Genomic DNA, 25,320 nt, shown 5'->3' with positions numbered 1-25,320 from the left:
CTACTCGCTTTTTTGGAGCAGATAATAATGTGCGGGTGCCTGGCCATCGCTTTTGACAAATTGGACGACCTGCCAACCCTGTTTAAAATAGTGGGAAAACACGGCGCGCGTCTGCAGGCGCCAGCGCAGCGCCAATTCCATGTCCGCCACTTTCACGTTTTGAAAATTCGCCGGTACGGCTACGGCCAGTGTCCCGCTGGGCTGATCAAATCTGAGATCGATGTCCACCGGAACGGCAAAACCGCGATCATCTACGGCCAGTTGAACGGCTTGCGGGAAGGAGACGATATCTTCCTGCCCGTTTCGATCGCCCTGCATCCTTCGGCTGACATGTTCGCTTTGAATCCGCCACTCGACTTCAAACCGGTCGGAAGGGATGCCGGCATTGAGGATGTCGGTCATCTCGCCGTAGCAGTTCTCGATGTACTTGGAGCAGACAGCGCCTAATTTTCTGATGTTTAAATTTCCATTGACGGTTTCCAACGGATCGTATGTCCAGGTGATCAGGTCGTAGCCGATTCGCAGGGCTTCTTCCCGCTGTACCCGTTTTAACTGCTCGCCGATACCGCTTTTCCGGTAGTCGGGGTGAATCCCCAGCGTGTGGGAGCAGAGGTAGGGCTTTTTCCCGTCGAAGCCGGCAAAGCTGTACTGAAATCCAATCAATCGCTCTGCGTCAAATGCCCCAAGTACCATGCCGCCGTGCTTGACGACGGTCATGGTCTGGTGGACAGGCACCGGATCGTCCGATTCCCATACCAGACATTCCAGGTCTCTCACCATGCCGAGCTCTTCTGCCGTGTGTAATGATCTGATCGTAAACGAGTTTTTCTCCAACGTTCACTCCCCCTTCTCATTGCTTATTCAATATATACTTCGTTCCTGGAGTAGATCTGTTCCAATCGCTGCTGACGGGCACGTGTCTTGTCCTTGTATTTCAGATGGATTCCGGTGATAACCGCATAAAGCAAGCTCATCACGGGTGCAAAGGAATTGGCGTCTTCGGTTGTCAGAATGTAATCGGATATCCGCCCGATCGGCGAGAGGATGCGGTCTGTAGCGGAAATTAACGTCGCTCCTAGTTCTTTTGCTCCCTTCGCAACCTGCAGGGTTTCCTTCGAGTAGCGCGGGAACGAGATGGCGAAGACAACCGATTTCTCCGTGAGGTCGCACAGCTTTTCCATGACATCGCCTGCAGGGGCATTGCCTTCTACATTGTCACGCAGTGTGCCAAGCGTAATGGAAAACCAGTAGGCCGCCGCGTAAGATGTCCTCGACCCAACAACCAGCACTCGATCGGCCTGGATTAACGCATCCGCTATTTTCTCGATTTCCTGCACATCCAACTGAAGCATGGTCTGGCGCATGATCTTGATGTCATGCTCAACTGCCCTGGCGTATGCGCTTCTTCCATCTTCGACATCTGCGATGCGGTCCGGACTGCTTGGGGCGTGGGGATAGCTGTTGTTCAGGATTTGTTTTTGTATGTTCTCCTGCATTTCCGAGAAACCGCTGAAGCCGAGCGCATAGGACAGCCGGATCACCGTGGTTTCGCTGACGTCTACTTTGCGGCCGATTTTGACGGCAGTGCTGAATGCCGCTTCCTCCAGCTGCTCGATCAAATACTCCGCCACTTTTTTCTGTCCGGATGACAAACTGTTAAACTTTTCCTTTACCAGATTCTCAAATGTTTTCTGATCCATAACCCTCTCCACGAAAAAGAAGAAGTAAATTCTTCATTATTATAAAATAATGCAGGTACTCCGTTGATTCATTTTTAGCATGACTCTCAAAAAAATACAATGAATTTTTATAAAGGTCCCCTGGCTGGGTATTTTTGCAAATAACTTTTTCTCTGTCTGGATATCCTATGTATCGCGTATAGCGGGTAGATGTGAGGTGGCGTGGTGTGGTTTTTTCGAGCTTTGTGTTTCTTTTCGGATTCCTTCCTCTGCTTCTGCTGATCTACTTTACGGTCCGGGGCAGAGCCAAAAATACCGTACTGCTCGTCTTTTCCGTCCTGTTTTACGCCTGGGGCGAGCCTTTGTGGGTCCTGATCCTGCTCTTGAGTGTATTCGTCGGGTGGATCGGCGGCAGGCAAATCGAAAAACACCGCGGCCGTCCGGGAGCTGCGGCAGCGATGGCGCTGTCTGTGGCCTTTCAAATCCTGCTGCTCTTTCACTTCAAGTATACGGGGTTTCTTTTGGAGACAGTGCGGTCCCTGACTTCGATCGACATCCCTTTTTGGGATCCGGGACTGCCGCTCGGCATCTCCTTTTTCACTTTTCAGGTGATCTCTTATTTGGTTGATGTCTACCGGAGGGAAGCTCCCGCTCTCTCCTCCTATACCAAACTGCTGCTCTACATCTCTCTGTTCCCGCAATTGGTTGCCGGTCCAATCGTTCGTTACGCAGACATTCAGCAGCAGTTGACGGATCGCCGCGTCACGATGGAAGGATTTAGTCTGGGAATCGTCCGCTTTGCCGTCGGACTGGGGAAGAAAGTGGTACTGGCGAACTCCCTGTCTGAAGGCTCTTCGCTGTTTTTGGACGGCAGCCTGCACGATCTCTCCTTGCTCGGCGCCTGGCTGGGAATCGTTCTGTTCGCGCTCCAGATCTATTTCGACTTCTCGGGTTATTCCGATATGGCGATTGGCCTTGGGTATATGTTCGGCTTTTCATTCCGGGAGAATTTTGACTACCCGTACCTCTCGCGAAGCGCCACGGAGTTTTGGCGCAGGTGGAACATCTCTGTCGGCCAATTCTTCCGGGATTACGTCTACATCCCGCTGGGCGGCAACCGGAGCCGCCCCCTGCTCAATCTATTCATCGTCTGGTTCTTGACCGGGCTGTGGCACGGCGCCAGTTGGAATTACGTGTTGTGGGGACTGTATTACGGACTGTTCATCGCCATCGAGAAGAAGTTTCTGCTTCGGGCCTTGTCCCGCCTGCCGGGAGCAGTCTCCCACGTCTATTTTACCGGGATTGTTTTGGTGGGGTGGGTGTTGTTTTACTTCGAATCATGGGATCGCGGTGCCGCATACCTGAAGACGATGTTCGGGCTTGCAACGGTGCCGCTGGTCAACACAGAATTGTTGATCAACCTGCAGAATCAGGCGTTTTTGCTCGCTGTCGCCGTCTTGGCCGCAACGCCGCTGACACGTCGGCTGCACCGGGCGATGTCCGGCTCCCTGCGCCTGCCCCTTGCCGGCTCGCTTTACGCGAATGTCCTTCTCCCCAGCCTGTGTCTTGGGGTATTGGCTGTATCCACCCTGCTACTCGTTGGGAAAACGTATACACCGTTCTTCTACTTTCGATTTTGACGGAGGGGAAGCATGATGCGCATGCGCCATCTCATTCACATCGTCTCGTTTCTTGCTTTTCTCTACACGGGGATGTTTTTGAACGTGGCCTTTGGCGGAACCGGTTCCGTTGACGAAACCGAAAACCGCGCTCTCGCCCCCTTCCCTGTCTGGTCGGGAACGGCGCTTTTGTCGGGGACGTATCTGCAAGCATTGGAAAACTACCTGGCTGATCATGTGGCGTTTCGCGATAGATTGGTGCGGGCCAGCAAGTTGCTCACTTCCTGGCGGGGTCTTGCGGGGAGTGACGCGACGCAAATTGTCGCTTCCGCGGCAAATAACGATGCCCAGTCGTCGGGCCAAACCGTCCCGGAGGCAGGTCCGGATATCGAAGCAGCTCCCTCCCAGCCGCTGCCTCTGCCACCGTCGGCCAGCCCGGGACCGGCAAGCAAAGCGGCCAAGCCCCGGCGCCAAGAAGAGGGACGGGTGATCGGCAAGGTACTCTTGACCGGTGATCGGGCGATGTTCCTGTATTCGTACAATCCGGCGGCGGGCAAGGCGTATGCCGGCGTGATCAATGCTTTCCAGAAGCAAGTCGCCCGCCGTTTCGCCGATCCAGTCCACGTCTCTGTTCTCCTGGCGCCATCGGCGATCGAATTCGTCGAGAATCCTGCATTAAAAGGCTTGTCCGCCTCGCAGGAAAAAGCGATCGCGGCGGTGTACGAGCAGATCGACCCGCCGGTGACAAAAGTAGAGGCAGTGCCCTTCCTGCGCGAACATGCCGCCGAGGAGGTGTTTTTTCGCACGGATCACCACTGGACGGCAACCGGCGCTTACTATGCCTATCAAGCGTTTATGAACGCCCGCGGATTGACGCCCCTCCCGCTGTCCCGCTACGAGACGGAGAAGGTACCCGGCTTTCTCGGTTCGCTCTACTCCGCGACGCTGAACAAAAAATTGGCGGCCCATCCGGATACGATCGTCTTGTACAAGCCATTTATGCAGCACGAATACGTCGTGTACTACCAAGGGCCCTTAAAGATGAAGCTGCTCGACAAGTACCACGCCGACAAGAAGAACAAATACCGCATCTTTTTGAGCGGGGATCGTCCGTGGGGCAAAATCACCACCGACGCCGCATACGACAGGCGGATTGCCGTCATCAAGGACTCCTACGGAAACGCATTTATTCCGTTTTTGCTTCCCCATTTCAAGGAGATCTACGTGATCGACCCCCGCCAGTTTCATCAGCCGCTGTACGATTTTATTGAAAAGCACCGCATTGACGAGGTCTTGTTTATCACCAACATGACGATCACCACCTCCGACGGCTTTACCAGGCTGATCTACAAGCTGATGGACGGCGATGCGAAGCAGCCGCAATGAAAAGCCTTGATGCTACAGAAGGACTGCCTGTGCCAGCAATTCATAGGAGCGAATTCGCTTGTCATAGTCAGGAATGGTCGTGACGACGATAAATTCATCTGTGCCGTATCGCGACTGCAAGTCGGAAAGCTGCTGTTTTACCTGTTCGGGATTCCCGACGATCACCTTTCGGCCCTGGGTTGGCTTGTCTGCGGCACTGCTGCTGGACACTGGCGCAGGGGACCAGCTCCGGGCTTCTTCGAGCAGGCGCTCTGCCTCCGCCGTTGTCTCTGCACAGATCACCCCGACGGCTGCGATTGCCTTTGGCTGCCGCTGGAGAGCCGAGCTCCGAAATTCGCGCCGGTAGGCCGCCATCACCGCTTGTCCGTCCTGTTCGCTCATAAAGTGGCCAAACACGTATCCGGTTCCGAACTGGGCGGCGTACCCGGCGCTTTTCATGTTGGTGCCAAGCAGCCACAATTCCGGCTGAATCGGGGGAACCGGCCGGGCTGTCACGAATTCTCCCTCGACCCGGAAGTCACCGGACAATAGCGCCGTCAGATCTTTGAGGAGCGCAGGCATTTGCCGGACCTGTTCCAGATACCGTTCGCTCAAGGCGAGTGTCGCATGGGCCGAGCCGCCGGGAGCGCGTCCGATGCCCAAATCGACGCGCCCCGGATACAACGTGGCCAACAGCGAGAAAGCTTCCGCCACTTTGTACGGTTTATAGTAAGGCAGCAGTACGGCACCCGAGCCGATTCTGATCTGCTTCGTTTGTGCGCCGATATGGGCGAGCAGCACCTCCGGACACGAGGAAGCCAATTGCGGCATGTCGTGATGTTCCGCGACCCAGTACCGCGTATACCCCAGGCCTTCTGCCGTTTGAGCCAGGAGGACGGCTTGCCGAAGGGCCGTTTGCGCCGGGACGCCTTGAAAAATCGGGGTAAGATCCAATACCCCCAGCTTCATCGATGTCATCTATCCTTCTCCTTCAATTCTTCTCCAGTGGCGCTACACCGGCCAGTCTTTCTCCGGCAAAACAGTAGCTAGCCTGCCGCAGCGTGGTGATGACGCCATCGAACGGTGCCGTCACCGGCGCTTCTTCCAGCGTCCCCAACACCTCTCCTTGCACACAGTGGCTGCCGGGCTTCGCTCTGGGCAGGAACAAGCCTGGCCGAGGTGCACATAGGGTGGAAATTTTCCCGTAGAAGCGAACCGGCGGCCGAGACGCTTCACCCTCCAGTACACCGAGATGGATCAGATACCGGAGCACAGCCTGACAGCAATCCTCGGCAGCCTGAAGATCAATCGTACCCCCGGGTTGTCCGCCGGGCAGCTCGATGATCAATGCATCCTGACCAGTGCGGCAGGATTCGACGAAAAGCTGCCCAGATGTACCGCCAGATTGAACGACGACAGGAATGCCTAGTGCCTCGGCAGCTTTTCGCAGATGCGGGTACTCCTCGTAGAGAGCCAGCGTATAAGTGGAACCGCCAACGCCGCAGCAGTGAAGATCGATCATGTGGCCAAACCCGCGTGTCTGCTGCCACAGCGACTGGGCTAATTGCTCCGTCGGGCTTCCTTCAGCAGAGCCTGGAAAAATCCGATTCAGATCCAATCCGTCAAATGGTGACCAGCGCGTTCTGTTTCGAAAGGCAGCGGGGTTGCAGACCGGAATGATTTTTACGCGTCCGCGGACATTCCGGCTCTCGATCGCCTTGACAAGCAGAAAAGAAGCATGGACCGCCGTCTGCTCATCGCCATGCACAGCGGCAGTAATGGAGACGCCGGGTCCGTCCCCCTCGCCGAACTCATAGACGGTATAACTGGTGACGCTGGTCGGTTCGAATGTGATCTCCCTCATATCAAAAACCTCCTTAGCAGGTTCGTCTATTATGAGTTCGTCACTTTCTCTTTCAATCCTTGGGCCGAGCTGGCGTGCTTACAATCTTAATTGCTTCTCGATAATCTTCGCTGACGCAGCCAGCATCAGCCCTGCTGCCGCAAAACTGGCAAGGATCCCCCACCAGCTCCAAGCTTGAGGAGCGAAGTGCAGCGGATTAGGCCCGTCTTTAAAAGCCTGCCAACTAGTTGTCAGCCAGATAAACACGTTTCCCGACAGGCCAAAGCCAACCCACATGAGGGGAACCAGCGGTTTTAAGTAGGACATGCTCACGAATGCCGTCAGCAGGCCGTACGCTGCCATAAACGGGATAAAACAGAGAAGGTATCCGTACCAGACAAACTCCGCTTTGAAAAACTGTTTGAAAAAATCTCCCCCGAACATGGGATTCAAGAAGGTGGCATACCCCGAGAACAGCGTAGTCAGGACAAAAGCGATCAGGACGAAGAAAATACCGTATAAAACGGAGGCTGTATACTTGGCAGATACGAGCAGAAAGCGTGAATACGGAAGCGACAGCCACCATCCGAAGGTGCCGTTCTGCTTCTCCCGATGGGTCCGCGTAAAGGCGATCATAAAGAAGCCGTACGGCAGGGCAAATGTCCAGAACAGCAAGTACTGCGGCTGAAACTCTCCGCTCGACACGTAAATCGTGAAATAGATAATGCCCACCAGAGCGGCAAGTACTGGATATGCCAACCACCAGCGGCTGTATTCTTTCGACCTCGCCCGACGTTTGATCGTGTCGTGCTTGACAAGATACATAAAAACATTTTGGGCCATCTTGATTCCTCCCTATACCATTTCAAGTGCTATCAGTTGAGCCAATCGCCGATTTTACCGGTACAAACTGCGGTACAGCGTTTCCATCGATCCATGCTCTGCCCGCAGCACCTCGGCTTCTCCCGCCAGCCGCACCTGTCCGTTCTCCATAAATACCACATGGTCGAACAAGCTTTCCGCTTCATCTATTTCATGGGTACTGAGCAAGATCGACTGCTTCGTTTCGCTGATGTTGTCGATCAGCGTTCCGATGATGTGCTCCCGCGAAATGATGTCGATACCGGAGAACGGTTCATCCAACAAGATCACCGGCACGTCTCGCGCGATGCACATCAATAGCATCAATCTCGCTTCCTGGCCGAGCGACATGCCGGCCACTTTCATCGAACGATCCAAGCCCATAAAATCGGCCAGCTTCTCTGCCCGCTCCCGGTTAAATCCTGGCAAGAGATTTTCCGCCCACTGCATCGCCTTCACAACCGTATGATCGGCATACCAGCGGGCGCGGTCCGGCAGGTAAGCGATATCTTTGTTTGTCTGCCACCCTGGTCTGCTGCCGAGTACTTGCATGCTGCCTTGATCGGGACGAATCAGCCCCATGACCATGCGGAAGAAAGTGGATTTGCCCGCGCCATTCGGTCCGAGTACGCCGGTTACTTTCCCGGCTGGTATCGATACAGTGAAGTCGTTTAAGGCAAACTTGGAGCCGTATTTTTTTACGATATGCTGACATTCGATCACGTGGTTGCTCATCGCCGACTCCCTCCTTTTTCTTCGATCAGCGCCTGAATGTCGGGCAGGTAATACCCCAAGCTGTTCATCTTGTTCAAAAATTCCTCAATGGCTTTTTCCGCCAAATCCTGCCGAATCGTCTGCACCTGTTCGGCCTTGGTCGTAATAAACGTTCCCTGCCCTCTTCTCGTTTCCGTCAATCCGTCCCGCTCAAGCTCCTGGTACGCCCGCATGACGGTATTGGGATTTATTTTTAACGCTTGTGCAAGCTCCCGCACGGAAGGAATTTTCTCTCCCAAGTCAATCTCTCCTTTCGCGATCGAACTGCGAATCTGATCCAGTACTTGCTCGTACAACGGTTGGCTTAAATCGATCCGGAACCGCATTTTGCCCACTTGTGCCTCATTCAAACGACTCCCTCCTTCCTATGGACCGTTCGGGGAAAACAATGTCGATGTTTTGTTTCTCTATGTGTATTATATCACTTAATACACACAATACAATAGGACTATAAAAAGGGATGATAAAAGCGTAACTGTCACGAGAAGCAAATGTATGGATATAAATGCAAAAACCCTCCGACTGGAGAGTTTTAATCTAAAGTGTGTTTCACATGAACCATTTGGCAGAAATATCGGTCTGAAAGCGGAATGTTTACATAATAATAGTTATGGTTACTATATTCACTTTCCTTACATATCAATCTACTTTTCTTGGAATGTACAAGCAAAGCCGGAACAAATGATACCCCGTTATCATCTATTTTTTACTTATTATGGGTTTCGGACCGATGAGGCTGATAAGTTAAGACAGTAACACCTGAACAGAATGTCTTTGTTTCAACATGTTTTAAAACCTTCCTAACATTATCGTCTCTAAAAAGTCGTTTTCCATTCCCTACCACAATAGGAAACACCATGAGTCGAAACTCATCTATAAGATCATGTTGCATCAACGTGTTTACTAATTGACAACTGCCGGCGACTAAAATATCCTGACCGGGCAGCTGCTTTAACTTAGAAACTTCCTCCACGAGATTTTCCCTTATCAGCCGGGAATGATTCCACGAAACCTCTCGCAAAGTCGTGGAAACAACAAGTATGCCAGTCTGGTCACGCAGGACGGCCTGACTTTATCATTCCTTACCTAATGGCTTGTTTCTGTCTTACATTTGGGTTTCTAACCAACGCCATAATTCCGGCTAAAATAAAGAACATGGCAGGGATGCACCCGAACACCGAAATCATACAAACCGCCACTGATACAATCATCAGCATCCATCCTGTGAGCTTCTGGCTACCTTTGCCTTTCAATAAAATCATGGCAATAATACCTAGAGCAGCGCCGATAATTCCGGGGAGTACCCACATCGTTCCAGCTTGGTTCATCTGATCGAGTGTAGCAGCAACTTCACTATCACTCCAATTCGCATGCAGATAGTTCAAATAAGCTTCATTATCTTTGCGGTATAAGAAAACTAAGCCAATCACAACCATGATGAGACTCGTTGCAGTTCCCATGATGTTTAACACGATTTCCCCTGTTCGTTTCATGTTTGACCTCCATTGTAAAATATTGATATTTTTCCCACGGCACCAGTTTCACGGCTATCCGGAGTCTTAATGGTGTTCCAAAAGCATTGTCGATGACGCAATTTTAGAACCTTTGATCTATCCTCCAATTTGGATGATAGTGATGTATAAGATTCACTTGAATCACCCCCTTTTTTCATCCTCACAGGATGCTTGGAGTATCTTTGCCCGGTAAAGTATCTTGGTCTTGGATAATCCCCAACATGAATGAATATTTTATAATTCATTCATGTTGGGACAAAAAAACTGCGTATCGATGATGTCGAGTTTCGAAAGATTCCATTGTTGTGATCTCCACACGTTAGCTAAAATGTAAATCTATACCGTACTGTCTCAGATTCAACTTTTTTGCTACAGCTTGTGAGGCAAGATTATTCCATGCTGTGCTATATAAAGCAATCCGCCCCTGATTTTGTATCTCGGCAGCCCAGGCTGTCGATACTTCCATACCGTAGCCGTTGCCACGGAAATCCCGAGCGGTGTGCAAACTCGCTTCAGCAGCAATAGATGAGTTTCTGGCACTGCAGCACAAGGACACAGCAACTTGATTTTGAACAATTGCGAAAACAGGTTGCCCATGGGTAACATCATCGACAAAATCAGAAAAATACTGTCTTAAAAGTTCTATGTTCTTATGCGTAATTCGTACCGCTTGCGTAGAACGACCTCTCAAGTCAGGGAATACATAAGCCGGGCCTAAGTAGACACGATCAAGTGGTCTGTCCTTACTTAAAACTTGTATAATTTCAGCCATATTCACTTGATTGGGAGCATCCAACCACGATGCTTTTTCGACAAACTGTTCCAATTCATTGATAACACCTTCATCAAGTGTTTCATGGTACCTTACAACATTACCCTGCTTGGTGATACCAAGGAAAAATCGAGGTGCGCTCCCAGCACTAGATTCGTTTATCGTGGTCATGCGACCTACCTCATTGTGCTTAAATAGGACGTTTACTTGCGTTTCCATAAGTTCATGGTCAGACTGTAGAAATGGATTATTCAACTGAAAGTACTCCTTTTTGAGGGGAAAACGCTGGTTTGTAGGCTAGTAGGCGCTATCCCCTGTGAATGTATTCGTTTCCCGATGTATTCATCCTATTTTTTGAAATCCGTTAAGCCTTTCATGATAAACTCCGCCAAATACTGTATCAACTGTGGAAAATGGCGAAGCCCAATTTCTTCCTTGTGTGCATCGATATAGGCTAACGAGTCGAAAAAGGCGGGCAAAAGCTCATCATCAATATCGTCTCGTATTGCTCCTTCCGCTTTCCATTTTTTAAATAATCCAGAATATAGGCTGCGGATGGAATCATCATCCCCTTTGACTTCTTCATAATAGTGTTCCAGTTCCCGGAAGAGATCCTGGTTGTACCATTCTTTAAGTATTTTATTTGAGTTCATAGCACTGATGTTCTGCTCCACGATTTGTCTCACAAGCGTTACGGGATCTTGATTCATGTCAAGGGATTCGAAAATACGCTTTTTAAATTTCTCGTTTTCTTTCATATAAATCTCAAAGAACAATTTCTCTTTCGAGGAATAGTAGTTATAAAAAGTACCTACCGCTATTCCCGCCATTTTTGCAATGTCTGAGATATTCGTGTCTTTGAATCCTCTGGAATGGAATAATTCCCAACCGCAATCAAAGATGATCTTTTTTTTATCCATTTAATAACGAACCTCTCATGAATGAATATTTTTTAATTCATTCATATTAGATCATAATTGTAATTTCTTGTCAAGGTTCTGATGCTGCCATACATATTTAAAAGGGCGATTCTCCTGTGTCGAGGCAAGAAGAACCGCCCATTGTCATTTAGGACATGTTTGTTAACCTATCCAGACGTGTTCAGTTTCCGTTTTTCTTCTAAAAGGAATTGAAACTCCTTTTCCAGTTCTTCACTTGGTTCGATACTTAATCGACTGAGAACTTCTGTGATTCTCGTTTCGAGCACGAGCCGTTTATCTTCGGTTGTATTTCGGTTTTTTTGAGGTTCATCCTGTTTATATTGGGCATAGGTTCCTTCGAAAAGCCCAACCTCTCTATTGCGAATGGCCAAGATCCGTGTAGCGACATTTTCGATGAGTCGGCGGTCATGGGAGACGAAGATCACGGTTCCTTCGTACTCTTTCAAGAGCGATTCCAAAGCGCTAGCAGCTTCAATATCAAGAAAATTCGTCGGTTCATCCAAAATGAGCGTATTGCTGTCACTCAAAAAGATTTTCGCAAGTGCTACTTTTACCCGTTCTCCCCCGCTCAAAACCCCAGCCAGCTTATATACATCGTCCCGAAAGAAATGCAGTCTTGCAAGGACCGTTCGAATGGTTGTTTCATCCTGTTTGGAAGTGGAGCTGACATTTTCCAAAATCGACTTTTCAACATCCACTATGTTTACGTTTTGGCTAAAGTAACCCATTTTCACGGCCGGAGAGATCGCGATACCTTCTTCTTGATCGATGACCTTTTTCACAAGCGTGGTTTTTCCGCTTCCATTCGGGCCGATAATCGCCAGTTTATCGCCGCCGCGCACATGAAAACTCGTTTTGTTCCAAAGTACTCGTTCGCCAATGGCACCAGAAACATCTTGCACGCGGAGAATGATGCGGTCTTTAAACGCGTCTTTATTGGACAAATTCATTTTAATTGCGGGGATTTCTTTCGGTTTCTCCACTTTTTCCAGCTTTTCTAATCTCGTTTCAATGGCCTTTGCCGTTTTTTGCAGCTTCTTTTGTTTTTTGGCAAAGTACGGCTTGGCACCCGTTATTTTGGATTCCGATCTGCTTACCTGTTTTGGAGCCTTTGTCGCTTTGTCGGCTTTTCTCTCCTTTAATTCCAATGCATCTTCCAACTGTTTTTTCTTCAGTTCATATTTTTCATAAGCTGCTAACCTTTGACGATGCTCCAGCTCTTTTTGGGCTGCGTAATCGCTGTAGCTGCCCTTATACTCTTTGACCTGGCCTTCACTGACCTCCCATATCGTGGTGCAGAGGGCATCCAGAAAGGCCCGGTCATGAGATACGACGACGAATGCCCCTTTCCACTGGTCCAGTTTCTTTTCCAGCCATTCGATATGCTCCGTATCGAGATTGGTGGTCGGTTCGTCTGCAAATAAGATTTCCGGCGCCTTGACGATGGCCTCATTGATGTAGGCCTGGGTCACTTCTCCGCCGCTTTTTGTCGTATCCGTTCGTTTTAGCTGGGGCAATAGCTCACATTGAGCATGGCGGACCACTGTCCCGTTATCCGGAGATAACGTTCCGGCCAATACGTTTAACAACGTCGTTTTTCCGCTGCCATTGCGGCCAACCAATCCGATCCGGTCATGTTTATGAATCTGCAATTGATCGATATTCAGCAACAGACGGTCCTTTACATAGTGCTTGATGTTGCGCGCTTCTACTAACATCATACGGATCACCCCTATTTTTACCAATTACAGGGGCAATAAAATTGCCCCCTATCTGCATTCAGAATAGGAGGCATAAGTATAGGTGAACGCCAAAAAGAGACTGCTCCTTTTGGGTTCAACTACAGAAATCCAATCCTATTCCGAAGCGCTGATCGAAGGCATCAAGAAGAAAGCAGAGACGTTCATCTGCTAAAAAATGCCTTCAATGGTTGGCTTGCGTAAATAGGATTAGCACTTCATCGTAGTCGTTTCACCCTTCCGTTCTTCGTATTACCTGCAACTTTACACGATCTGTGAAAAATAGTCAAATCAAACCTTTGCTACAACAAAAGCTGGCTAGAAAGTTCGCTATGGTGCGAAACCCTGCCGGCTAACATAGATCTGCTCCTCGGGAAAAACGCGTTTCAGCCTGTCGTACACGATCTGATAGGCAAAAGGATCATACCATTCTTCCAAGCCCCACTCTTCGTACAGGGAGCGGATCCCCAGATTGCGCGTGCGCTTGCCGCCGCTGCCGTCCCCCATAAAATAATCATCCACACAGACGCGATCGACCAGCGGCCGCAGCTTGTCTGGAAATGCTTCACTGCTCGGCAATACCGGTGCGATGGCAGCCTGCGTAGCGATGCCTGCATCAGCGAGCAGTTGAAGCGTCTGCAACCTTGCCGCAATGGGCGGCGCATTCGGGGTAAATCGCTTGCGGATCTCGTCCAGGTCCGTCTCTACAGTCATGCTGACGCGAACTTTATCTCCAAGGAGCTGCAGCAGGTCAATATCTCTGCGGACGAGCGGGCTCCGGGTCTGAACTAACAGTAAGTCGGGCGGATCTTCTGCCATGACCTCGAGCAAAGATCTGGTCACCTTCTCTTGATGCTCAATCGGCTGATAAGGGTCTGTACTGGAGGACATAAAAATTGTGACCCTGCCTTTTACCTTGGCTCTGCGTAGTTCTTTGCGCAGCAGTTCAGCTGCTTCCTGCTTGATGTCGACCCACGTCCCCCATTCCCGCTGGCGAAAAGTGGATACCGGCATTTGCCGCACATAGCAGTACGAACAGCCGAAGGAACAGCCTGTATAGGGATTCAGGGAATGGCTGTAATCCGAAAGAAATCCTGTACCTTTATTCAGAAGCGTCTTGGGCTGCTTGTAAAATAACTCGCTATTCATGCTGCTCCCTCGCCTTTGCCTGTCCGGTATGTGATCTCACGCCCATCCTCAAACGCTGTCACTGCGCATCGTGAAAAATAATCCCCAAACTGTATCTCGTTCCCGATGTAATCGTGCTGACTCCGTGTCGAAGCGTGGTCTTGTAGTAACCGCGCGACCCCAGTACCGGACGGTGGTTGGTTGGAAAGATAAGGCCTGCGCCTTGTTCCAAGTTTATCACATGACCCCTGCTTTGTGCCCTCGGACGCTGTTCCACAAGCAAAAACTCTCCGCCAGTGTAATCCGTCTCCCGTTGATTCAAGGCGAATACGACCTGAAATGGAAAGAAGACCTCGCCGTACAGATCCTGATGCAGACAATTGTACCCGCCCGCTTCGTATTTCAAAATCAGCGGCGTTGGACGCAATTGCCCCTGCTCGTGGCAGCGGTCGAGAAAGTCCGGCAGTCCAGCGGGATACATGGCATCTTGCCCAAGCCGCTCGCGCCAACGATTTGCCGTTTTCGCAAGATCGGGATAGAAGCCTTCGCGCAGCTGCTGCACGATATCCGGCAAGGGTGCTTTGTAGTACTTGTATTCTCCTGCGCCGAACCGGTACCTGGCCATATCGATGGTGCTCCGAAAAAGCGCTTCTTCCTCGTAGGTGCCGATGATTTCCCTGCATTGATCAGTATCTAATAAAGCCGGAATGGCGGCATATCCCTGCTCGTCCAGCGCCTGTTGCAGCGAATCCCAGTCCAGGGCGGCAATGCGTTCAGACAGGCGGTCAGGCATACAGCTTGCTCCCTTCGACTGCAGCAATGTTTACGTTCCCATAATCGCGGTCCAACGGCGTCCCGTAAATCGCCGGATTCCATTTTGCTTCCATCTTGTGACACCTCTGTTTACTGATGAGTTGAACGTTGAAATTCGGTTCATCCCCAGTATACCCCTGGCAGGGGCTCTGTGTACTTGATTGCGAATGTAATAGCAAGATATCGAAATGTAAATGATTATAACACGCGTCTTGTCCCTGGTATGATGCGAATCAAAGCAGAAACCGCAAAACAGGATATCGTCGCCAGCAGACCGACTATAAAAAACTTCAACCCTGCCGGACTTTCGACTTCTTTCATTAACAGACTAATTCCCACCACGATCGGCGGGTGAATGATGTATACCGTAAAAGCGTGGTCGGACAGCCACTGGGACAACCGGCTTGCCCGATTGAACCGCTCCCTGAACCAAACAAGCAGCCCCATGATGATGCCAAACGCGATAAAAGGTTCCCACAATGCATAGATGAATGCTGTCAAATTGACTCCGCCATTCAGTTCTCCCGCACCGAAAAGCACCCCCATCGGCAATGCAGGCAGAACGGCCAGAGTCACCCATAGCCACCTTCGCGCCATACGGGCCGAAAGCTGCTCCAGCCATTTATTCCGGTATGCGATGACTCCGACCGCGAACAATAGAATGTAGGCTGAGAAATAACCGATCTGCAAACCGAGGACTTCGGTCCCGACAGGAAAAACAAGTCGAATGATGAATGCAGCAATCCCAACCGCAACTGCGGCTATCAGGATCTCTGTATGACTCGGGACCTTGCGTATTTCTGTGTACGCGTTGCTCTTTTTTCTATACCAGCGATAACCGACATAGATGATGGCAAAATAAAGCAGCGCCTCCGCAAACCATAGCGGACCAAAGTTGATTAGCTTAAACGTCAATACCCATTTCTTGTAAAAAGACCAAAATGGTGTTGTATCTGCAAAATTCAGCGCATAAACCAACCCAGGACCGATCACCGCCACATAAATAAAAAGTGGAATACCGAGACGGATGAATCGATCTGTCAAAAATCGCGCCGGTCCCTTTCTGTCGTATGCGCCAGGCGTAAAATAGCCCGAAATCATAAAGAAAAATCCCATAAAAAAGGCCTGGTTCACTCCCGTAAATAAACTCAGCAACGCTTTGGTCGCCGTCAGATCGCCGCCAACCGCCTCAACGTAATACCAGCTCCCCTCTCCCCCATATGTAATGGACGTATGGTGAAAGACAACCAGAATCGTCAAAAGGACCCTTAAGCGATCGATATAATACAAACGAATATTCTCCATCTTATTCCCCCTCGTTAGCTGTAAGCCTATTGCTCCGAGCTTTTCGAAAAAGAGGCGGCAGCATAAACCAGTAGCCTATTGCGGGCGTTTACATGGCAGGTATAACTGTCGGCAATTTTTTGAGCCCATATATTTATATGTAGGGGTACCGCCAACTTTTTCACCTTTGTTGGCGGTACCCCTTGAAGGACAACCGTATGCAGATTGTATCAGCGAAGCGGGCATCCCTTACTCCCGGATTCGAGATCAACGACCGGTCTATGGTTTGCCTGGGCCTTGTATACGATTCGGTCCATGCCATGTCATTTTCTCATCACGCCAAAAGAAATCGAATCCGTGCTGATTACGCTGCCGCGCAATCATCTCCAGGTTGCCATGATTCGTCGAAGAGAAGTTGCTCTGGATCAGCGAGACCTCGTCATACCGATCACCGGGGATTCGGACCGGCCCCGACCATTTCTCATGAATCGGTTTGGGAATATAGTATGGCGCACCGCAATCTCTCCAGAAGTGGAGAATGCCGCCGCGGTTGCTGGGGACCACGAGTTCCAGGTTTCCGTAATGGCCGTAGTCAAAAGGGCGGTTGCTTGGCTCTCTATATCCGTAATCTCCTTGTATCAGACATGGACGCCCAACGAATTCCCCTGCCACTTCCGGAAATATATCACGCCCGATTACCGTTTGATCGATCCAGCCGCGGAGTTTCACCGATGCGCTGTCCACACCGTTGACGTAGAGACACAGCCATCCAAGATGGGAGGCTACACCAGCTACGATGTGATTGCCCCCCGGACCCGTATACTTATACCCGGCACTCGCGCTGGCGGCACCGATCGTCGTCATGACGAATCCGATTCCATCCAGCTTGACGGAGCCTGTTCCGCCCAAGTCCAACCACTCGATGCGGCCTGTCTCGCTATTGCGGCGCTGCCAGTAGGCGAAACCGGCATATCGATTCGGCGCCACCGCGTAGAAGCTGCTCCCCCCGTGCTGTGTGCCTCCCAGATTCACAGCGCCGGTATAGGCCATACTTGGATTGCCTCCGGCACCATCGAACACCCGATAGGGTCCGTTCCACACGTATTGCCCGCCATTCTCGCGCCAATAATGATCCACCGTCCCGTCGGAACGGGTGGCCAGCACTTCCAGATTGCCAAGCCGACCGGAGAAGGCGCGAAAATCGGATTCGATGACCGTTGCGCCGACATAATCGCCGCGGCCGAAGAATGTCGGACCATGCCAGCGAAATGCGGAATGATCGTTTTCGCGCCAGAAATGCGCGAGTCCGCCGGAAGGCCAAGCGATCACGACTTCGAAGTTGCCGGATTTGCCTGCCCGGCTCTGAATCAGAAATCCGCCCAGAGGCGATAGCATCGGTCTTTCCCGCCAGTCCAGTTCATATCCCATCAACCGAACCCTTCTTTCATCGCTTACTTGCTCGCAGCCTATTTCGTCAAGCGTACACTTCCGTCAGCGGATCAGCGGCGGACGGAAGTACCTGATCTCCTCGGCAACCAATTCCGGCTTTATGCGCATTGCTTCCTGGATAAAGGCAACGCCGTTCTCGATCTCCAACGCCCGGCGGTTCCAGGCTGGATGGGGGTCCGGTTCGAACGTATCGGGCACCAAGTCCTTCAGGGAAAACTTGTCGTCGATGCCGTTGATCGTCTGAATCATCCGCAGCAGCGCCTTCCAATGGTCATCGAGGAAGTCCTGCCCGACGATCAAATAACTCGGAGTCATATGGATCGTCATCGAGTCGGCTACGGACTCGAAAGGTTCGCCGTCAAATCCGATGATCGTTTCAAAAACGGTTGCATTTAGAATGAATGCATCTGGAAAGGCGTTCGGTTCGAGATTGCGGATCTTCACGATTGCTTCCCCTGCATGGGCATCGCCGGCGCCGCCAGCGAGCGGTTCGAATTGAACGGAGATCCGAATACAACCGCGGCCGGTCCGTATATTGTGGAAGATCCGTTCACCGTCTTCACCATCCCTCTCGAAGCGATCTTCGTCACTGGCGCTAAAGTGGCGGATTTGACAGCAATCATAGACCTTCGTATCAAAACGGTGCTCCACTTCGATCGGCGTACTCGGAAACGGCACTGATGGGGCTCCTTCAGGCGGTCGCGCCGAGAAGGGACACAACACCAAGTCCAGGTCGGCAATCCTCAAGCGATAACCGAGCTGGATCCGGGACATCTCGGTTCGGCGGGCCATTCGGAACCGGAAAGTCTTCTCCATTTCGCGCCGGTAGCGCACGGCAGGATAAGTCTTGTTCGGGTCTGTTGCGAAATCTTTGAGATTGCCGAGATCGATCGTCTCAGGGGTACCGGTCAGCACGGCGTCAGGGAGCCCGGCAAAACGGAAGCGGGCATCTGGGAGCCTGACGAATTGGGATTCCGTCGGTGGCGAGGCTGCAATTCTGAACTGTGATTCCAGCCTGGCAAGTGAATTGATGCCGCAGGCGCGGATCACGTTGTCGACCAAAGCCGCATGCGCGCTCATGGCCGCAGTAAGGGCTTTGTCGGGTTCAACGGCTCGCGACGTGTCCCAAATACCGCCCCATGCCGCCCATGGTAAACTGGTCCTGGAGTATTCGATCTTAAAGCCGCCAAATGTCTGGATAGACGAGATCCCCGTGACCGGATCGACAGCGCCGATGAGAATGCCGTCGGCAGCTGTGTCCGGTTGGGTGAACGGATTATAGAGCGCCTTCCCGCCGTTGATCCCTGCGGCAGGATTCGCAACCAGCAGCGCAGCTCGCCACGCTGCAATGAATGAACGTAATCCATTAGCGATGTCAAGGAGTGCCGGGCGATCGTAGCCAGTCGAGCGAAAGGCAGGCTCCAGTGCCGTGGTCAGGATCAGCCGTTCCCGGAGCGCTAAGAACAGTACGTCGATATAGTGCCCGGCATCCCAAATGCTGGTCTGGAGCTCCTGATTCGGATTGCTGTAGTTTGGCAATGTACCGCCGTCAGCGCGAGCCATGACCGATCCTTTGACCGCATCGATCCAGTGATTGGTATTCTTCTTGTAGCCGTAGGCCGCACGTTGGAAGGCGATCTCGGCATTTCCCTTCGCCAGCATTGCCCTTATGGCATTATCCAGTTCGCCCGCTCGCCGCTTAAGCGCCTCCAGATTGGCTGGAGATCTCGAGAGCCTGACGTTCCATTGCTCGGCCCGCGCCCCTTCATACGCGATGCGCCAGGCGAGCGATTCCTGATAAAGCCCTCGTCGGTTCGCCTGTGCCAGATAGCCGTAGATCTGCTCGATTCGCTCGCCGAGCTCCTGCAGCCTCTCCTGGGTTGTCTTTTCCTTCGACCCGAACAAGCCGAACTGCTTCGCCAGTTCCGCGACGGAGCTGACGATCCCGACAACAGTAACGACACTCGACACCAGCTTGATCGTCCCGCCGATAAGATTGTAAAGTTCCTGCGCTTCTTCTTCGGAGTATTTCAAAAATTGCAACCCCTTGCTTAGTGCCTTGAATTCGTCTTTGTCCGGTTTTAAGAAATCCATAAGACCGATATCTTCTTCCTTCATCCCGCCTCCGAGGAACGGCATTTCATCGTAATGAGCTAATCGTTCGGTCTCGAAAAGCGGGTCTCCCTGCCGGAAGGGGATCAGACCTGCGTCCCTTGCCTGGAAGCTTCTGGGCATCACTGGCCAACCTCCAATCTTTTTATATCGGAAAATTCTGACTTCATCTTATCATAATCGTAAAATCTGTGTGTAGAATTTTTCCTTGCCGCATCCGCCAAATCAGGAATTTGATCGGTCACACCTAAAAACAACCACGATCTTCCCCTGGTCAAGAAGATCGTGGTTGGCAGCAGGCTAGCTGGCTATCTTGCTGGCAAATCTACAGGTCAAGTCGTCATTTACCCGATCATCAGAATCTCCCGGATTTCCTGCTCCGTCAATGCGGACAATGCTTCGCGGCCTGGTTGGATCACTTCCTCGATCAGATTCCGCTTTTTTTGCTGAAGATCGTACATCTTCTCTTCTACCGTATCCTGGGCGACGAGGCGGATCACTTGCACGACGTTCTTCTGTCCGATGCGATGAGCACGGTCCACCGCCTGATCCTCCACGGCGGGGTTCCACCAGAGATCGTAGAGGATGACCGTGTCCGCTCCCGTCAGGTTGAGTCCCGTGCCTCCGGCCTTTAAGGAAATCAGAAACAATTCCCGTTCGCCTTCGTTGAACCGGTTGCACATCTCTACCCGTTCAGAGGAAGGAGTACTGCCGTCCAGGTAGAAAAACGGAACTCCCCGATAGCCCAGCTCCCGCTTGATCAGACCCAGCATTTCGGTAAATTGCGAGAACACCAATGGACGCTTCCCTGCGCTTCGGCAGTCCTCCAGAATATCCAGCAACTGTTCAAACTTGGCCGAGCCGCCTGTATATCCTTCAACAAACAGGGCAGGGTGGCAGCACAACTGCCGGAGCCGGGTCAGGCCGGCCAGTATTTTGATCCGGTTTTCCTGAAAGCTGTCTTCATTCAAGTGCTTGAGTGTTTCCTGCTGAAGCTTTGCCAGATAAGCCACGTAGAGTTTTTTCTGGTCGGGAAGCAGCTCTGAGGCCTGTAAAGACTCGATCTTATCCGGCAGCTCCCCTGCTACTTCGGTCTTCAACCGTCGTAAGAGAAACGGACGGACGCGCCCTGCTACGGCCTCCCGGGACAAGTTATGAAATGCTTTTCTGCCCCCGAACAAATCAGGGAACACGGCGTCAAAGATGGACCAGAGCTCCTCCAGGGCGTTCTCTACCGGAGTTCCGGTAAGGGCAAAGCGGTTCTCGGCCTGCAGCATTTTTACTGCCTGCGCGGTCTGCGTGGCATGGTTCTTGAAAGCCTGGGCCTCATCCAGGATCAGCGTGTGGAATGATCGCTTGGCGTACAGCTGGATGTCCCTGCGCAGCAGCGGATAGGAGGTGATGATGACATCGGCCGGAAACTCATCCTGCAAAGCATGGATGCGTTCCGCTCTGCTGCCGTCGGCGATGACCGCCCGAATCTGCGGGGCGAATTTCTTCAGTTCATTGCGCCAGTTGTACGTGACGGAAGCGGGCGAGACGACCAGCACGGGCTGTTTCCGCTCTCTGATCTCGGGCAGCACGGAGACGATAAAGGCAATGCTCTGCAGCGTCTTGCCCAGGCCCATATCGTCAGCCAAAATGCCGCCAAAACGGTAGCGGGCCAGCGTCTTCATCCACTGGAAGCCGTACTTCTGGTAATCGCGAAGCACAGGAGCAAGCTGATCGGGCAGGGCAAATTCCAGATGATCCGGATTCCTCATATGTTCCAGCAGACGGCGCAGCGCTTTCCCCAGCTCTACACCGGTTCCCTGTCTCTTCGTATCAATGAAATGAAGCGCGCGGGCAGCCGGAAGGCGGATCTCCGCTCCCTTTACGTCCCCTGCCCGGATGCCCAGATCTCCCATAAAGCGGCTGATCTCCTGAAAAGGCTGACTCTCCAGGGGAAGCAGCGCCCCGTTGGGCAGACGGTAGTATCTGCGCTTCTCTTCGAGCGACTTCAGCAAGCTGCGGATGTGGGACTCGGGAATCCCGTCCAGATCGAACCGCAATTCCAGCCAGTTGGTCCGCTCATCCACGTTCGCTCTCACCTTGACTGGGGCATGTCCCGTGTGAAGTCTGGCTTTCACTGACGAGGTAGCGTACACTTTTACCCATTTCTCCAACTGCGGGACGATATGATAGAGAAAATCGTACTCTGCTTCCTCGTCATTCAGGAAGTATCCGCTCTCCGTTTGGGTAAAAGCGCTTTGCTCCATCAGCTCCAGGATTCTGCGCTCCTGATCCCCGTCCCGCAGCAGAATCCGGTCGGTACCCCGCTTCTGCTCGTCCCCCTCCAGCGGATTGATGACGATATCACCGTACTGAAACTCCAGCCCGGCAAGCAGCCGGTCCTTCACCCGGTCCAGATACAGCCTGGCCTTCAGCTGTGTTTGCACGACACGCTCAGAAACACTCCGGGCGATGCTGACCCGGCCCAGCTTCATCAGGCCGGGAATGACATTCACCATAAAAGGTTCCATTTGCTCCGGTGCAACCAGAACGTGATTGGTGCGATACGCCTCCAGCATGCGCTTCAGCTCTGAGAGGCGCTTGCACTGATCGACTGGCAGCTTTACCAGCTTCCCGTCGATCAGCACCATACCGTACGACTCCATCACTGTAAGCTGCTCCAGGCCTTGGACGTCTAATCGATAGCCGGTCGCCTGGGCTTCGTCAAATGCAAAGTGGAGCGGAACCGGTTCGTCGGATAGACGGATTCCTTCGAAGACACTCTCCCCCTGGACCAGCCGTACCGCCGGAGCTGCAGTGAGCAAGGGCAGAAGCTTTTCCCATGCAAAAGGGGGGATTGGGAGAATTCGCTGCTCCCCCCTATTTTTTGTCTGAACGGGGTAGGTGTTAGATGTTTCCATGTACATCTTTTCGTAGCGGCAGATTTGGATGAACTGCCGGATAAGGGCATCATTTTCGCTTTGAAAGCAGTGCAGCCCAGGATCATAAGTAAAATGCCGGGAAAATACGACGGACTCCCGCCGGTCGATCCGTTCGAGAAACTCCCGGATGTTCTTTACGATGTACAAACGTTTGGGTCCGGTCTTTATCTCGACGCCAAACATATACTTTCCATGGCCGTAGGGATAAGGGCTGAGCGTAAACTCCACATCGAGGAGTGCCCTCGTGTCAAAGCGGCTGCGGCTGCTGCCGGGGCGCTGCGGCCGTTCATTGAACAGTCCCAGCACGTTGGCGGTCAGCTGCCTGTCCCCTGCCAAGGCATCACCGCTTACGCCAAGCTTTGAGGGAACGGTACGTATCGGCGGCAAGCTGTCACTGTGCTGCCTGTCAAGAAGACAGTGCAGCACCGCGGCGATATGCTGGCAGTAATTGTCATATGAATGAAGAGCCGGGCAGGTGCACTCCGCCTCCACTTCCCCGCTGCGATGGATTTCGATGCGAACCTCATAGCTGACACTGGCGCCCTTGACCGCGGCTTCATAGACATTCATGTCTGGATCAAAGTACGTGAGGGTTACCTTTCCTGCTCTGTAGTGTGTCTTGCCTCTTTGATCGGAAGTGTGGCCGCACAGTGACTTAATGATCCGATGGTTCAACTGAACGTTCATTTTTTGATCCGTCCTTTGATATCAAATGTGCTGCCGCAAAAAGGACCGCTTCATCGAACTGACTACCTGAAAATGATAAAACAACCGCCGCAACAGAAGCAACCATCTGAAGCATACAGGAAAGAAATACAGTTGCTTGTTTATTTTTGATACAGTTTTTGGAAACCTATTGCCTACTTCCTCCGTCATAATTGACAGGGGGTTGTGTCGACTGTCTAACGCGCAAAGAAAAACTTGAATTTTGTTAGACCAAACAGTAAAATGTCTATTGTGATCTAGACAAAAAGGGGATGTGTTTGTTTTGTGAAAATGTAACCTATTTGACGAACACCCTGCTAAAGGCATTCGCTTGAAAAGGAGAAATGGAATTTGAACTCATCCAAACAGATAAACAATGATGGCGTGAATTCGCAGAGTGAGCGATTAGGCAGCCGGCCCATGTGGCGGACGATGCTGCTGTTTTTGATCCCCTTGCTGCTCAGCAATGCCCTGCAATCGATCGGGCAACTGGTCGGGAGCATCTTTGTCGGCCGCTCGCTTGGCGTAGATGCCTTGGCGGCCTTATCAGCCTTCTTCCCGCTTTTCTTTCTGCTCGTTTCCTTTGCGATCGGCATCGGTTCCGGCAGTTCGATCCTAATCGGCCAGGCGTATGGGGCGGGCAATCAGGAACGTTTGAAAGAGATAATCGGAACGACGCTTACGTTTACCTTTTTGATTGGACTCTTTCTGGCCATCGTCGGCGGCATTTTCACCTGGGATGTGCTCCGCCTGATTGGAACGCCTGATAACATCATTGACGTCAGCGTCCACTATGCGCGCATCTTGTTCTGGTCCTTGCCGGTCATGTTTTTGTATTTGGTCTACACCACATTTTTGCGCGGTACAGGCGATTCCAAGACCCCGTTTTACACGCTTGTTGTCAGCACGGTGCTCAATATCGCGTTTTTGCCGCTGCTGATCTTTGGCTGGTTGGGTCTGCCGAAGCTGGGTGTCTACGGGGCGGCGTACGCATCCGTGTTTTCAAACGTAATCACCTTCGTGCTGATGCTGATCTACCTGCGCAAGGTGAAGCATACGCTGCAATTCGATGCCTCCGTCTGGAGACATCTGAAAATGGATGGAGGATTATTAAAGCTGCTGCTTCGTCTCGGCATCCCATCCAGTGTCAGCATGATCCTCGTATCCCTGTCGGAAATCGCCGTGATCTCTTTTGTCAACAGCTACGGCTCCGATGCGACGGCGGCATACGGGGCGGTAAACCAGGTGGCCAGTTACGTGCAGATGCCGGCGATCAGCCTCAGTATCACGGTCTCCGTCTTTGCCGCGCAATCCATCGGGGCAGGTCAGCTTGACAGGCTCAAGCAAGTGATCCGCTCAGGTGTCGTGCTCAACTATATCATCGGCGGCATCTTTGTCCTGCTGGTCTACGTGTTCTCAAAAGGGATTCTATCCCTGTTCCTGACGAGTGAAAATACGCTTGGCATCGCACACAGCCTGCTTATGATCACGCTGTGGAGTTACTTGATTTTTGGCCATGCCCAAATCATGGCCGCTACCATGCGGGCGAGCGGCACTGTGCTGTGGCCGATGTTGTTTGGAGTTATCGCGATTTGGGGCGTAGAAGTTCCTGTCGCCTACCTCCTCTCCCATTACAGCAGCCTTGGCATCAAGGGGATCTGGATGGGGTATCCAGCGGCTTTCATCGTCAGTTTTGCCCTGCAGTATGCGTACTACCGCTTCTCGTGGAAGAAAAAGCGAATTGTCCGCCTCGTCAACTAAAAACATGGGAAAGCCGGTATCTATGCTC

The 25,320-nt window shown here is 51.8% G+C and carries 21 protein-coding genes; 3 read left to right on the top strand and 18 right to left on the bottom strand.

Annotated elements, in window-relative coordinates; genetic code table 11:
* The gene (locus tag ACI7RC_RS19140; protein ID WP_408109812.1) at positions 1 to 834 is read right to left on the bottom strand and encodes a GNAT family N-acetyltransferase; all 834 of its coding nucleotides are present in this window, start codon (positions 832 to 834) and stop codon (positions 1 to 3) included.
* A 23-nt stretch (positions 835 to 857) separates the two neighbouring features.
* Positions 858 to 1,700, bottom strand: a complete 843-nt coding sequence (locus ACI7RC_RS19135) for a MurR/RpiR family transcriptional regulator (protein WP_408109811.1) — start codon at positions 1,698 to 1,700, stop codon at positions 858 to 860.
* Between the two features lie 206 nt (positions 1,701 to 1,906).
* Here ACI7RC_RS19135 and ACI7RC_RS19130 point away from each other — a divergent pair, with 206 nt between their 5' ends.
* Positions 1,907 to 3,319 carry an MBOAT family O-acyltransferase gene (locus ACI7RC_RS19130; protein WP_408109810.1) on the top strand — a complete coding sequence of 471 codons (1,413 nt, stop codon included), beginning with the start codon at positions 1,907 to 1,909 and terminating at the stop codon, positions 3,317 to 3,319.
* A 12-nt stretch (positions 3,320 to 3,331) separates the two neighbouring features.
* Positions 3,332 to 4,684, top strand: a complete 1,353-nt coding sequence (locus tag ACI7RC_RS19125; RefSeq protein ID WP_408109809.1) for a DHHW family protein — start codon at positions 3,332 to 3,334, stop codon at positions 4,682 to 4,684.
* A 12-nt stretch (positions 4,685 to 4,696) separates the two neighbouring features.
* On the opposite strand, the gene ACI7RC_RS19120 is transcribed toward ACI7RC_RS19125, so the two are convergent.
* From ACI7RC_RS19120 to ACI7RC_RS19045, 16 genes are all read right to left on the bottom strand, one after another.
* Entirely contained in the window at positions 4,697 to 5,641 is a 945-nt protein-coding gene (locus tag ACI7RC_RS19120) for an LLM class flavin-dependent oxidoreductase (protein WP_408109808.1), read from the bottom strand.
* A 13-nt stretch (positions 5,642 to 5,654) separates the two neighbouring features.
* Entirely contained in the window at positions 5,655 to 6,527 is an 873-nt protein-coding gene (locus tag ACI7RC_RS19115; protein WP_408109807.1) for a succinylglutamate desuccinylase/aspartoacylase family protein, read from the bottom strand.
* A gap of 78 nt (positions 6,528 to 6,605) precedes the next feature.
* Positions 6,606 to 7,349, bottom strand: a complete 744-nt coding sequence (locus ACI7RC_RS19110; protein ID WP_408109806.1) for an ABC transporter permease — start codon at positions 7,347 to 7,349, stop codon at positions 6,606 to 6,608.
* A 54-nt stretch (positions 7,350 to 7,403) separates the two neighbouring features.
* The gene (locus ACI7RC_RS19105) at positions 7,404 to 8,102 is read right to left on the bottom strand and encodes an ABC transporter ATP-binding protein (RefSeq protein ID WP_408109805.1); all 699 of its coding nucleotides are present in this window, start codon (positions 8,100 to 8,102) and stop codon (positions 7,404 to 7,406) included.
* Positions 8,099 to 8,491: a GntR family transcriptional regulator gene (locus ACI7RC_RS19100; protein WP_408109804.1), complete on the bottom strand. Its 393-nt coding sequence runs from the start codon at positions 8,489 to 8,491 to the stop codon at positions 8,099 to 8,101. Before ACI7RC_RS19100 ends, ACI7RC_RS19105 begins: the two co-directional genes overlap by 4 nt.
* A gap of 356 nt (positions 8,492 to 8,847) precedes the next feature.
* The gene (locus tag ACI7RC_RS19095) at positions 8,848 to 9,162 is read right to left on the bottom strand and encodes a dihydrofolate reductase family protein (RefSeq protein WP_408109803.1); all 315 of its coding nucleotides are present in this window, start codon (positions 9,160 to 9,162) and stop codon (positions 8,848 to 8,850) included.
* A 61-nt stretch (positions 9,163 to 9,223) separates the two neighbouring features.
* Positions 9,224 to 9,634, bottom strand: coding sequence for a DUF4064 domain-containing protein (locus ACI7RC_RS19090; protein ID WP_408109802.1), 411 nt, complete (start codon positions 9,632 to 9,634; stop codon positions 9,224 to 9,226).
* 340 nt (positions 9,635 to 9,974) lie between these two features.
* On the bottom strand, positions 9,975 to 10,682 hold the full coding sequence (locus ACI7RC_RS19085) for a GNAT family N-acetyltransferase (protein ID WP_408109801.1): 708 nt from the start codon (positions 10,680 to 10,682) through the stop codon (positions 9,975 to 9,977).
* A 92-nt stretch (positions 10,683 to 10,774) separates the two neighbouring features.
* Positions 10,775 to 11,347: a TetR/AcrR family transcriptional regulator gene (locus ACI7RC_RS19080; protein ID WP_408109800.1), complete on the bottom strand. Its 573-nt coding sequence runs from the start codon at positions 11,345 to 11,347 to the stop codon at positions 10,775 to 10,777.
* A 167-nt stretch (positions 11,348 to 11,514) separates the two neighbouring features.
* On the bottom strand, positions 11,515 to 13,089 hold the full coding sequence (locus tag ACI7RC_RS19075) for a Vga family ABC-F type ribosomal protection protein (protein ID WP_408109799.1): 1,575 nt from the start codon (positions 13,087 to 13,089) through the stop codon (positions 11,515 to 11,517).
* 348 nt (positions 13,090 to 13,437) lie between these two features.
* Entirely contained in the window at positions 13,438 to 14,256 is an 819-nt protein-coding gene (locus ACI7RC_RS19070; RefSeq protein ID WP_408109798.1) for an SPL family radical SAM protein, read from the bottom strand.
* 58 nt (positions 14,257 to 14,314) lie between these two features.
* The gene (locus ACI7RC_RS19065) at positions 14,315 to 15,028 is read right to left on the bottom strand and encodes a 2OG-Fe(II) oxygenase (RefSeq protein ID WP_408109797.1); all 714 of its coding nucleotides are present in this window, start codon (positions 15,026 to 15,028) and stop codon (positions 14,315 to 14,317) included.
* 218 nt (positions 15,029 to 15,246) lie between these two features.
* Positions 15,247 to 16,353 carry an acyltransferase family protein gene (locus tag ACI7RC_RS19060; protein WP_408109796.1) on the bottom strand — a complete coding sequence of 369 codons (1,107 nt, stop codon included), beginning with the start codon at positions 16,351 to 16,353 and terminating at the stop codon, positions 15,247 to 15,249.
* Between the two features lie 258 nt (positions 16,354 to 16,611).
* On the bottom strand, positions 16,612 to 17,760 hold the full coding sequence (locus ACI7RC_RS19055; RefSeq protein ID WP_408109795.1) for a hypothetical protein: 1,149 nt from the start codon (positions 17,758 to 17,760) through the stop codon (positions 16,612 to 16,614).
* 63 nt (positions 17,761 to 17,823) lie between these two features.
* Complete coding sequence (locus ACI7RC_RS19050) at positions 17,824 to 20,019, bottom strand: hypothetical protein (RefSeq protein WP_408109794.1); 2,196 nt, start codon at positions 20,017 to 20,019, stop codon at positions 17,824 to 17,826.
* Positions 20,020 to 20,237: 218 nt separating this feature from the next.
* Positions 20,238 to 23,513 (bottom strand): DEAD/DEAH box helicase, encoded by a 3,276-nt coding sequence (locus ACI7RC_RS19045; protein WP_408109793.1) that lies wholly within the window; start codon positions 23,511 to 23,513, stop codon positions 20,238 to 20,240.
* 438 nt (positions 23,514 to 23,951) lie between these two features.
* Here ACI7RC_RS19045 and ACI7RC_RS19040 point away from each other — a divergent pair, with 438 nt between their 5' ends.
* Positions 23,952 to 25,292, top strand: a complete 1,341-nt coding sequence (locus ACI7RC_RS19040; protein ID WP_408109828.1) for an MATE family efflux transporter — start codon at positions 23,952 to 23,954, stop codon at positions 25,290 to 25,292.
* Positions 25,293 to 25,320: the final 28 nt, after the last annotated feature.

The organism is Brevibacillus sp. B_LB10_24 (genome assembly GCF_046036945.1).
Lineage (GTDB): Bacteria > Bacillota > Bacilli > Brevibacillales > Brevibacillaceae > Brevibacillus_C.
Note: the sequence above shows the minus strand (reverse complement) of the source record. Positions and strands in the feature narration are given on the sequence as shown.